The organism is Pseudomonas sp. UBA6699, from assembly GCF_002454615.1.
In the GTDB taxonomy this organism is placed as follows: domain Bacteria; phylum Pseudomonadota; class Gammaproteobacteria; order Pseudomonadales; family Pseudomonadaceae; genus Aquipseudomonas; species Aquipseudomonas juntendi.
In genome coordinates, this window is sequence record NZ_DKJF01000117.1 from 26,388 (window position 1) to 36,544 (window position 10,157).

Annotated in this window: 8 protein-coding genes and 3 tRNA genes; 5 read left to right on the forward strand and 6 right to left on the reverse strand. The window is 62.5% G+C overall.

Going from position 1 to position 10,157, the window contains the following annotated elements; genetic code table 11:
• The first annotated feature begins 131 nt into the window (after window positions 1-131).
• The 4 genes from B3361_RS21835 to lpdA are packed head-to-tail and all read left to right on the forward strand — an operon-like array spanning window position 132 to window position 5,066.
• Window positions 132-1,364 carry a 3-methyl-2-oxobutanoate dehydrogenase (2-methylpropanoyl-transferring) subunit alpha gene (locus tag B3361_RS21835; RefSeq protein ID WP_029887003.1) on the forward strand — a complete coding sequence of 411 codons (1,233 nt, stop codon included), beginning with the start codon at window positions 132-134 and terminating at the stop codon, window positions 1,362-1,364.
• A 1-nt stretch (window position 1,365) separates the two neighbouring features.
• Entirely contained in the window at window positions 1,366-2,424 is a 1,059-nt protein-coding gene (locus B3361_RS21840; protein WP_009684256.1) for an alpha-ketoacid dehydrogenase subunit beta, read from the forward strand.
• Entirely contained in the window at window positions 2,425-3,684 is a 1,260-nt protein-coding gene (locus B3361_RS21845) for a dihydrolipoamide acetyltransferase family protein (protein WP_054904781.1), read from the forward strand.
• 2 nt (window positions 3,685-3,686) lie between these two features.
• Window positions 3,687-5,066, forward strand: a complete 1,380-nt coding sequence (lpdA, locus tag B3361_RS21850; RefSeq protein ID WP_054904780.1) for a dihydrolipoyl dehydrogenase — start codon at window positions 3,687-3,689, stop codon at window positions 5,064-5,066.
• Between the two features lie 81 nt (window positions 5,067-5,147).
• Here lpdA and B3361_RS21855 read toward each other — a convergent pair whose 3' ends face one another.
• The 3 genes from B3361_RS21855 to phnN form a co-directional block, all read right to left on the reverse strand.
• Entirely contained in the window at window positions 5,148-6,146 is a 999-nt protein-coding gene (locus B3361_RS21855) for a sensor domain-containing diguanylate cyclase (protein ID WP_054904779.1), read from the reverse strand.
• Between the two features lie 216 nt (window positions 6,147-6,362).
• A tRNA-Arg gene (locus tag B3361_RS21860) sits at window positions 6,363-6,439 on the reverse strand.
• A gap of 108 nt (window positions 6,440-6,547) precedes the next feature.
• Window positions 6,548-7,144 carry a phosphonate metabolism protein/1,5-bisphosphokinase (PRPP-forming) PhnN gene (gene phnN, locus B3361_RS21865; protein WP_054904778.1) on the reverse strand — a complete coding sequence of 199 codons (597 nt, stop codon included), beginning with the start codon at window positions 7,142-7,144 and terminating at the stop codon, window positions 6,548-6,550.
• A gap of 346 nt (window positions 7,145-7,490) precedes the next feature.
• Between phnN and B3361_RS21870 the strand changes: the two genes are divergently transcribed.
• Window positions 7,491-7,817: an Arc family DNA-binding protein gene (locus tag B3361_RS21870; RefSeq protein WP_009681471.1), complete on the forward strand. Its 327-nt coding sequence runs from the start codon at window positions 7,491-7,493 to the stop codon at window positions 7,815-7,817.
• A gap of 213 nt (window positions 7,818-8,030) precedes the next feature.
• On the opposite strand, the gene mgtE is transcribed toward B3361_RS21870, so the two are convergent.
• The 3 genes from mgtE to B3361_RS21885 all read right to left on the reverse strand — a co-directional run bounded on the left by mgtE (window position 8,031) and on the right by B3361_RS21885 (window position 10,121).
• Entirely contained in the window at window positions 8,031-9,473 is a 1,443-nt protein-coding gene (gene mgtE, locus B3361_RS21875) for a magnesium transporter (protein WP_009681472.1), read from the reverse strand.
• A gap of 422 nt (window positions 9,474-9,895) precedes the next feature.
• Window positions 9,896-9,972, reverse strand: a tRNA-Arg gene (locus B3361_RS21880).
• A gap of 72 nt (window positions 9,973-10,044) precedes the next feature.
• A tRNA-Arg gene (locus tag B3361_RS21885) sits at window positions 10,045-10,121 on the reverse strand.
• Window positions 10,122-10,157 lie beyond the last annotated feature (36 nt).

Sequence of the window (10,157 nt, forward strand, 5' to 3'; positions counted from 1 at the left end):
AACTTGAGAGAAAAATTCTCCTGCCGGGCCACTAAGATGTAGGTGACGCTGACCTGCCAGTCACAAGCCGGCACTCAGCGGCAGCCGCTTCAAAGCTCACAAAAACAAATACCCGAGCGAGCGTAAAAAGCATGAACGAGTACGCCCCCCTGCGTTTGCATGTGCCCGAGCCCACCGGCCGGCCAGGCTGCCAGACCGATTTTTCCTACCTGCGCCTGAACGACGCAGGTCAAGCCCGCAAGCCTCCTGTGGATGTCGATGCTGCCGACACCGCCGACCTTTCCTACAGCCTGGTCCGCGTCCTTGACGAGCAAGGTAACGCTCAGGGCCCGTGGGCTGCAGACATCGACCCGCAGGTCCTGCGCCAGGGCATGCGCGCCATGCTCAAGACCCGGGTGTTCGACAGCCGCATGGTAGTTGCCCAGCGCCAGAAGAAGATGTCTTTCTACATGCAGAGCCTGGGCGAGGAAGCCATCGGCAGCGGCCAGGCACTGGCATTGAACCGCACCGACATGTGCTTCCCCACCTACCGCCAGCAAAGCATCCTGATGGCCCGCGACGTGTCACTGGTGGACATGATCTGCCAGTTGCTGTCCAACGAGCGCGATCCGCTCAAGGGCCGCCAGCTGCCGATCATGTACTCGGTACGCGAGGCCGGCTTCTTCACCATCAGCGGCAACCTGGCCACCCAGTTCGTGCAAGCCGTCGGCTGGGCGATGGCCTCGGCGATCAAGGGCGATACCAAGATCGCCTCGGCGTGGATCGGCGACGGCGCCACCGCCGAGTCGGACTTCCACACCGCCCTGACCTTCGCTCACGTGTACCGGGCGCCGGTCATTCTCAACGTGGTCAACAACCAGTGGGCCATCTCGACCTTCCAGGCCATTGCCGGTGGCGAATCGACCACCTTCGCCGGCCGTGGCGTGGGCTGCGGCATCGCCTCGCTGAGGGTCGACGGCAACGACTTCGTCGCGGTGTACGCCGCCTCGCGCTGGGCCGCCGAACGCGCGCGCCGTGGCATGGGCCCCAGCCTGATCGAGTGGGTCACCTACCGCGCCGGCCCGCACTCGACCTCTGACGACCCGTCCAAGTACCGCCCCGCCGATGACTGGAGCCACTTCCCGCTGGGTGACCCGATCGCCCGGCTTAAGCAGCACCTGATCAAGATCGGCCACTGGTCCGAAGAAGAACACCAGGCCACCACCGCCGAATTTGAAGCGGCGGTGATCGCCGCGCAGAAAGAGGCCGAGCAATACGGCACCCTGGCCAACGGTCACATCCCGAGCGCTGCCTCGATGTTCGAGGACGTGTACAAGGAAATGCCCGACCACCTGCGCCGCCAACGCCAGGAACTGGGGGTTTGACATGAACGACCACAACAACAGCATCAACCCGGAAACCGCCATGGCCACCACCACCATGACCATGATCCAGGCCCTGCGCTCGGCCATGGATGTCATGCTTGAACGCGACGACAATGTAGTGGTGTACGGCCAGGACGTCGGCTACTTTGGCGGCGTGTTCCGCTGCACCGAAGGCCTGCAGGCCAAGTACGGCAAGTCGCGCGTATTCGACGCGCCGATCTCCGAGAGCGGTATCGTCGGCACCGCGGTAGGCATGGGCGCCTACGGTTTGCGCCCGGTGGTGGAAATCCAGTTTGCCGACTACTTCTACCCTGCCTCTGACCAGATCGTTTCCGAAATGGCCCGCCTGCGTTACCGCTCGGCCGGTGAATTCATCGCCCCGCTGACCCTGCGCATGCCCTGCGGCGGCGGCATTTACGGTGGCCAGACCCACAGCCAGAGCCCGGAAGCCATGTTCACCCAGGTGTGCGGCCTGCGTACGGTCATGCCATCGAACCCATACGACGCCAAGGGCCTGCTGATCGCCTCGATCGAATGCGACGACCCGGTGATTTTCCTGGAGCCCAAGCGCCTGTACAACGGCCCGTTCGACGGCCACCACGACCGCCCCGTGACACCCTGGTCGAAACACCCGCACAGTGCCGTGCCCGACGGCTACTACAGCGTACCGCTGGACAAGGCCGCCATTGCCCGGCCAGGCAATGACGTGACCGTGTTGACGTACGGCACCACCGTGTACGTCGCCCAGGTGGCAGCCGAAGAGAGCGGCGTCGATGCCGAAGTGATCGACCTGCGCAGCCTCTGGCCGCTGGACCTCGAGGCCATTGTCACATCGGTGAAAAAAACCGGCCGCTGCGTGGTAGTGCACGAGGCCACCCGCACCTGTGGCTTTGGTGCCGAACTGGTGTCGCTGGTGCAGGAGCACTGCTTCCACCACCTGGAGGCGCCAATCGAGCGTGTCACCGGCTGGGACACCCCCTACCCTCACGCACAGGAATGGGCTTACTTCCCTGGGCCTTCGCGGGTAGGCGCGGCATTGAAAAAGGTCATGGAGGTCTGAATGGGCACGCACGTCATCAAGATGCCGGACATTGGCGAAGGCATTGCGCAGGTCGAGTTGGTGGAATGGTTCGTCAAGGTCGGCGACACCATCGCCGAAGACCAGGTGGTGGCCGATGTCATGACCGACAAGGCAACTGTGGAAATCCCTTCGCCGGTCAGTGGCAAAGTATTGGCCTTGGGCGGCCAACCCGGGGAAGTGATGGCGGTCGGCAGCGAGCTGATCCGCATCGAGGTGGAAGGCAGCGGTAACCATGTGGATGTGCCGCAGGCCAAACAGGTGGAAACTGCAGCTGCGCCGGCAGCGCCGCAGGAACCCGTTAAACCGGTCGCCTGCCAGGCACCGGCCAACCATGAAACCGCGCCCATCGTGCCGCGTCAGCCGGGCGACAAGCCGCTGGCTTCGCCCGCCGTGCGCAAGCGCGCCCTGGATGCGGGTATCGAACTGCGCTACGTGCATGGCAGCGGCCCGGCCGGGCGCATTCTGCACGAAGACCTCGACGCCTTCATGAGCAAGCCGCAAAGCAGCACTGGGCAGGCGCCGAATGGCTATGCCAAGCGCACCGACAGCCAGCAGGTGCCGGTGATCGGCCTGCGCCGCAAGATTGCCCAGCGCATGCAGGACGCCAAGCGCCGGGTCGCGCACTTCAGCTACGTGGAAGAAATCGACGTCACGGCCCTCGAAGCCCTGCGCCAGCAACTCAACAGCAAGCACGGCGACAGCCGCGGCAAACTCACCCTGCTGCCGTTCCTGGTGCGTGCGCTGGTGGTGGCGCTGCGTGATTTCCCGCAGATCAACGCGACCTACGACGACGAAGCGCAGGTCATCACCCGCCATGGTGCGGTGCATGTCGGCATCGCCACGCAAGGGGACAACGGGCTGATGGTGCCGGTGCTGCGCCACGCCGAAGCAGGCAGTCTGTGGGCCAACGCCAGCGAGATCACACGCCTGGCCCATGCCGCGCGCAACAACAAGGCCAACCGCGAAGAACTGTCCGGTTCGACCATCACCCTGACCAGCCTCGGAGCGCTGGGCGGTATCGTCAGCACGCCCGTGGTGAACACGCCGGAGGTGGCGATCGTCGGCGTCAACCGCATGGTCGAGCGGCCGGTGGTGATCGACGGCCAGATCGTCGTGCGCAAGATGATGAACCTGTCCAGCTCATTCGACCACCGGGTGGTCGATGGCATGGACGCCGCCCTGTTCATCCAGGCCGTGCGTGGCCTGCTCGAACAACCTGCCTGCCTGTTCGTGGAGTGATCATGCAACAAACCCTACAAACCACCTTGCTGATCATCGGCGGCGGCCCTGGCGGCTATGTCGCGGCCATCCGCGCCGGGCAACTGGGCATACCCACGGTGCTGGTCGAGGGCCAGGCGCTGGGCGGCACTTGCCTGAACATCGGCTGCATCCCGTCCAAGGCACTGATCCACGTGGCCGAGCAGTACCACCAGGCCACCCGCTACACCGAAGCCTCGCCGCTGGGCATCAGCGTGGCTTCGGCGCGCCTGGACATCGGCCAGAGCGTGGCCTGGAAGGACGGCATCGTCGACCGCCTGACCACCGGGGTCGCCGCCTTGCTGAAAAAACACGGAGTCAAGGTTGTGCATGGCTGGGCCAAGCTGCTCGACGGCAAGCAGGTCGAGGTCGATGGCCAACGTATCCAGTGCGAACACCTGCTGCTGGCCACCGGCTCCAGCAGCGTTGAACTGCCGATGCTGCCGCTGGGTGGCGCGGTCATTTCCTCCACCGAAGCGCTGGCACCCAAAGCCCTGCCCCAACACCTGGTGGTGGTGGGCGGTGGTTACATCGGCCTGGAGCTGGGTATCGCCTATCGCAAACTGGGCGCGCGGGTCAGCGTGGTGGAAGCGCGCGAGCGCATTCTGCCGACTTACGACACTGAACTGACGGCGCCGGTGGCCGAGTCGCTGAAAAAGCTGGGCATCGCCCTGCACCTGGGCCATACCGTCGAGGGTTACCAAGATGGCTGCCTGCTGGCCAATGATGGCCAGGGTGGGCAGTTGCGCCTGGAGGCTGACCAGGTACTGGTGGCGGTCGGCCGCCGACCACGCACCCGCGGCTTCAACCTGGAATGCCTGGACCTGAAGATGAACGGCCCCGGCATCGCCATCGACGAGCGCTGCCAGACCAGCATGCACAATGTCTGGGCCATCGGCGACGTGGCTGGCGAGCCGATGCTGGCGCACCGGGCCATGGCCCAAGGCGAGATGGTGGCCGAGATCATCGCCGGCAAAACCCGCCGTTTCGAGCCGGCAGCCATTGCCGCCGTGTGCTTCACCGACCCGGAAGTGGTGGTAGTCGGCAAAACCCCGGAGCAGGCCAGCCAGCAGGGCCTGGACTGCATCGTCGCGCAGTTCCCGTTTGCCGCCAATGGCCGGGCCATGAGCCTGGAGTCGAAAAGCGGTTTCGTGCGCGTGGTGGCGCGCCGTGACAACCATTTGATCGTGGGTTGGCAGGCGGTTGGCGTGGCCGTTTCCGAGCTGTCCACGGCGTTTGCCCAGTCGCTGGAGATGGGCTCACGCCTGGAGGATGTGGCCGGTACCATCCATGCCCACCCGACACTGGGTGAGGCGGTACAGGAAGCGGCACTGCGCGCCTTGGGGCACGCCCTGCATATCTGACACTGAAGCGGCCAAGGCCGATTTGGCCCGCTGCGCCGTGAGGCGCCGCGGGTCTTTTTTTACTCACGGGGCCGGCACAGGCTACTCGGCTATGACGTTCTTCCCATTGCCCTTGGCCCGGTACAGCGCCTGGTCCGCCCGCGCCAGCAGCTCGACCTGGTCTTCCGCGCCGCGCCGCTGTACCACGCCGTAGCTCATGGTCAGCTGGCAGTCGCCCACCGGCTCCAGCTGCTGTACGGCCTGGCGCAGGCGCGTTGCCACGTCCAACGCTTCGCTCAGGGCGGTCTGCGGCAGCACGATGATGAACTCGTCACCCCCCCAACGCGCCAACAGGTCAAAATCACGCAGGCAGCTGCGCAGGTTTTCCGCCACCTGCACCAATGCCCTGTCACCCTGCGCGTGGCCATAGCGGTCGTTGATCGGCTTGAAATCATCCATGTCCATGGCAATCAGCGACAACGGCTGGCGAAAGCGCTGAGCGCGCTGACACTCCAGTTGCAGCTCCTTTTCCAGCCGGTAGCGACTGGCGACGCGGGTCAGGGCATCGCGTTCGGCCAGCTCGCGGTTTTCATCCAGCTGGCGCTGCAACTGCTGGTTGACCCAGGACAGTTCGCGGGTGCGTTCGGCAACCAGGCTCTCCAGTGATTGGTTCTTCTGTTGCAGCTGCGCAACCAGGCGCTTGCCAGCGTCAATGTTGCGGTGCGCACCGAGCATGCGTGCCACCGAGCCATCGGCGTTGCGGTCGATGATATAGCCAGTGTCCTCGATCCACAGGTAACTGCCATCCTGGCAGCGGCAACGGTACTCGATAAGGTAACGCTCGGTGCGCTGCTCGATGTAGGCCTCGAAATGCGCCATCACCCGGGGGTAGTCTTCGGGATGGATCACACTTTCCCAGGTGAATACCGAGTTGGCCTTGGAATGGTTGGCATAGCCCAGCATGGCGTACCAACCGGGGTTGCGATAAACGTAGCCGGTGTTGGCGTTCCAGTCCCAGATGCCATCGCTGACCAACTCGAACAAGGTGTGCAACTGCTGTTCACTGAAGCCGGCGGGCGCCGGCCTGGTTTCCTGATTCATGCGCTCTCCCTGATGCCCAGCAACTGCGTGCCCATCAAGGGGCTGCCGACATTATGTGTTTGCCGCAGGCGGCAAGATCATGTCTGTCAGTGGCAAGCATAAGCCTGGCGCTGGGAGACCGGAAGAGATCCAACGGCGTATATTTTTACTGGCCATGACGGCCTGATCGGCGGGAAGCCTCAGGGCTTTGGAGAGGTAGGCAAACAGGGGGGGAAATGGCGTCCCAGGCAGGAATTGAACCTGCAACCTTCCCCTTAGGAGGGGGATGCTCTATCCAATTGAGCTACTGAGACGCAAACACCGGCAGCGAGCGCTGCACAGCGGGACGGCGAGCATGTTAACCAGCATGCCAGCGTTTGTCATGCCTGTACCGGGCTTTTTCGCGTAATCCTTTTCTGGCACTACGTCGCCCCGGGCAGCACGCCCGTTTCGCGCAGCAGTGTGAACAGGCCGGCGACGGCTGTTTCCAGGCGGTTGGAATTGTCCAGCACATGCACGGTGGGGTCGCTGGTGTGCTGTAAACGTGCATTACGGGCCAGGCGCTGCTCGACTTGCGCCGCCGTTTCCCGCCCGCGGGCCAACAAGCGCTCGCGCAGCACTTCGGGGCTGACTTCGACCAGCACCGCCAACAGGTCTGGGTAACGCGCACGGGCTTCGGCCAAATAGGCGCGCGAGCCATTGACCAGCACCGGCCTGCCCGCCTGCAGCCAGGCGTCCACCTGCACCGCAATGCCATAGTCCAGGCCATTGGCCTGCCAATGCATGGCGAACGCGCCCTGCGCGAGCAGGGCCGCAAATTGCTGCGGGGTAACGCCATGGGCCGCTTCGCCCCGCGCTTCTGCCGAGCGGGTAATGACCCTGCGGGCGATTTCCACGCCGGCGGCAGCCAGTTGCTCACGGGAAGCTTCAAGGATGGAATCCTTCCCGGACCCTGACGGGCCCATCAAAAATATCAGCCGCCCTGCCCTTGATCGGCGGTCGCTTGCGTCATGTTGCATAGCCACTATGCTCTATGGAGGGAACCCGGCGCATTCTAGGGGTTTTCCTGGTCTTTTGCTGTTTTTTACCAGTTTTTGACGGCAAAAGGCTGACGGTCAGGCGAGCCGGAGCATGTAAAACTTTTCAAACCAGTACTCATTTCTGATAATTGGTACTGGCACAAAGCCTTTACCCGGCTCACTATTTGTCACAGAATTGACGCCAAGGAAACGGCGACCTTGAGGCAAGATGAGCATCCAATTTTCACTGACGGTTGAACATTTTGTCGCCACGACGGTCGTATTTTCACCCCCGTGCGGCCAATTTGAGAACCGCTTCCCCTGAACCAAAATCCGGTCAATTTATATGCGCCCAATGAAACAGGCTATTTATTCGAGCCGCACCGCTGACAAGTTCGTCGTCCGCCTGCCAGACGGAATGCGTGAGCGCATTGCCGAGGTAGCGCGCAACCATCACCGCAGCATGAACTCCGAAATCATCGCACGCCTGGAGCAGAGCCTTATCCAGGAAGGCGCGTTGGGTGACGAGCTGAGCATGCGCCTGGACAGCCCGGAGCTGTCCCTGCATGAACGCGAGTTGCTGCAACGTTTCCGTCAGCTGTCCCACCGCCAGCAAAACGCCTTGGTTGCGCTGATCGCGCACGATGCAGAGATGGCAGCCGACGCTTCCTGAAGGTTGCCAGCGGATACAAAAAAGCCAGCGTCAGCTGGCTTTTTTGTGGGTCACTACAGAGAATTCGCCCCCCTGTAGGAGCGGCCTTGTGTCGCGATGGGGCGCGCAGCGGCCCCGGGTTCTGGCGTTACAGCCGACATTGCCGGGGCCGCGCTGCGGCCCCATCGCGACACAAGGCCGCTCCTACAGGGATCGCGCAAGGCAAGAAAGGGGTTACAGCAAGAATAGCGTCGCCAGCCCCAGGAAGATGAAGAACCCGCCACTGTCGGTCACAGCCGTGATCATCACACTCGCGCCCATCGCCGGGTCCCGGCCCAGTCGCGCCAGGGTCATCGGGATAAGCACGCCCATCAGCGCGGCCAGCAACAGGTTGAGGGTCATCGCTGCGGTCATCACCACCCCCAATGACCAACTGCCATACAGCCAGAAAGCCACTGCACCGATCACCCCGCCCCACACCAGGCCGTTGATCAGCGATACCGCCAGCTCTTTACGCATCAAACGGCTGGTATTGCCCGGCGACACCTGATCCAGCGCCATGGCACGGACGATCATGGTGATGGTCTGGTTACCGGAGTTGCCACCAATACCAGCAACGATCGGCATCAACGCGGCCAAGGCCACCAGTTTTTCAATCGAACCCTCGAACACGCCGATCACCCGCGAAGCCAGAAACGCGGTGATCAGGTTGATCGCCAGCCAGGCCCAGCGGTTGCGGAACGAACGCCAGACCGAGGCGAAGATGTCCTCTTCTTCGCGCAGACCGGCCATGTTGAGGACTTCGCTCTCGCTTTCCTCACGAATCAGGTCGACCATTTCGTCGATGGTCAAACGGCCGATCAGGCGCTCACTCTTGTCGACCACCGGCGCCGATACCAGGTCGTAACGCTCAAAGGCCTGCGCGGCATCGTAGGCATCTTCCTCGGGCTGGAAAGACACGGGGTCGGTCGCCATGACCTCCGCGACTTTCTTCTCCGGGTCGTTGACCAACAGGCGCTTGATCGGCAACACCCCTTTGAGGATGCCGTCGTAATCGACCACGAACAGTTTGTCGGTATGGTTGGGTAGTTCTTTGAGGCGGCGCAGGTAGCGCAGCACCACTTCCAGGCTGACGTCTTCGCGGATGGTGACCATCTCGAAGTCCATCAGCGCACCGACCTGCTCCTCGTCGTAGCTCAGCGCGGAACGCACCCGCTCGCGTTGCTGGGCATCCAGCGTTTCCATCAGCTCGTGGACAACGTCACGCGGCAACTCAGGCGCCAGGTCAGCCAGTTCGTCGGCGTCCATTTCCTTGGCCGCCGCCAGCAGCTCGTGGTCGTCCATGTCGGCAATCAGCGACTGACGTACGGAGTCGGAGACTTCGAGCAGGATGTCGCCGTCGCGATCCGAGCGCACCAGCTGCCAGACCGTCAGGCGGTCTTCCAGGGGCAAGGCTTCGAGGATGTAGGCGACGTCGGCGGGGTGAAGGTCATCGAGCTTGCGCTGCAACTCGACGAGGTTCTGGCGGTGGACCAGGTTCTCGACCAGGTCGTTGTGCGCACCTTCCTGGCGGTGGGTCAGGTCTTCAACCACACGCTGGCGCTGCAGCAACTCGATCACCTGGGCCAGGCGGTCCTGCAGGCTGTCCTGTGCTTTTTTTACTTCTACTTCGGTCATAGGCGAACTCCACTCCCAGCAGCGGAGCACGCCGGGAGAATCAATCGGTCAGATCTTTCGGTATGAATCGTGTTAGCGAGTAACTACTGGGTAAGTCCATGGTGGTTTTCCACAAGCCCCGGCGGGGCTGACGGGCGCAATCATACACTGCTAAAGCTGTCAGATCGCTTAAATTTTTGGCTAGAACAATCGTTTGCGCGATAAAGCTGGGACAACGCACGAAGCCAACAGTGCGACGGTTGTCATGGGTACGAAAGCACATTGAATTTCGCATATGTTGCGGCAGTGCGGCCTTGGGGCTGCGAAGCGCCCCGGCCACGGCACAACCTTTACAGGAAAGCTTAGATGGCCATGGTCGACAATTCTGTGACACGCAGAAACAAAAAGCCCGCTCTGTTGAGCGGGCTTTTTTTGATGGGGTATGGCGGACTCAGCAGGATTCGAACCTGCGACCGCTCGGTTCGTAGCCGAGTACTCTATCCAGCTGAGCTATGAGTCCGTGATGGTAGTTTTAGACCAGATTACCACTGGTTGACTGAAGTAGCCCTGCAAGCAAAACCACTTCAAAAAGTGGCGGACTCAGCAGGATTCGAACCTGCGACCGCTCGGTTCGTAGCCGAGTACTCTATCCAGCTGAGCTATGAGTCCGCGATTGGCAGTTTTAGACCAGATACCGCTGGTTGA

Excerpts from the sequence above, each read along its gene's own strand:
- B3361_RS21845 (WP_054904781.1), top strand. The coding sequence starts at position 2,425 with ATGGGCACGCACGTCATCAAGATGCCGGACATTGGCGAAGGCATTGCG.
- B3361_RS21855 (WP_054904779.1), bottom strand. The coding sequence starts at position 6,146 with ATGAATCAGGAAACCAGGCCGGCGCCCGCCGGCTTCAGTGAACAGCAG.
- B3361_RS21840 (WP_009684256.1), top strand. The coding sequence starts at position 1,366 with ATGAACGACCACAACAACAGCATCAACCCGGAAACCGCCATGGCCACC.
- B3361_RS21870 (WP_009681471.1), top strand. The coding sequence starts at position 7,491 with ATGCGCCCAATGAAACAGGCTATTTATTCGAGCCGCACCGCTGACAAG.
- B3361_RS21835 (WP_029887003.1), top strand. The coding sequence starts at position 132 with ATGAACGAGTACGCCCCCCTGCGTTTGCATGTGCCCGAGCCCACCGGC.
- mgtE (WP_009681472.1), bottom strand. The coding sequence starts at position 9,473 with ATGACCGAAGTAGAAGTAAAAAAAGCACAGGACAGCCTGCAGGACCGC.
- phnN (WP_054904778.1), bottom strand. The coding sequence starts at position 7,144 with ATGCAACATGACGCAAGCGACCGCCGATCAAGGGCAGGGCGGCTGATA.
- lpdA (WP_054904780.1), top strand. The coding sequence starts at position 3,687 with ATGCAACAAACCCTACAAACCACCTTGCTGATCATCGGCGGCGGCCCT.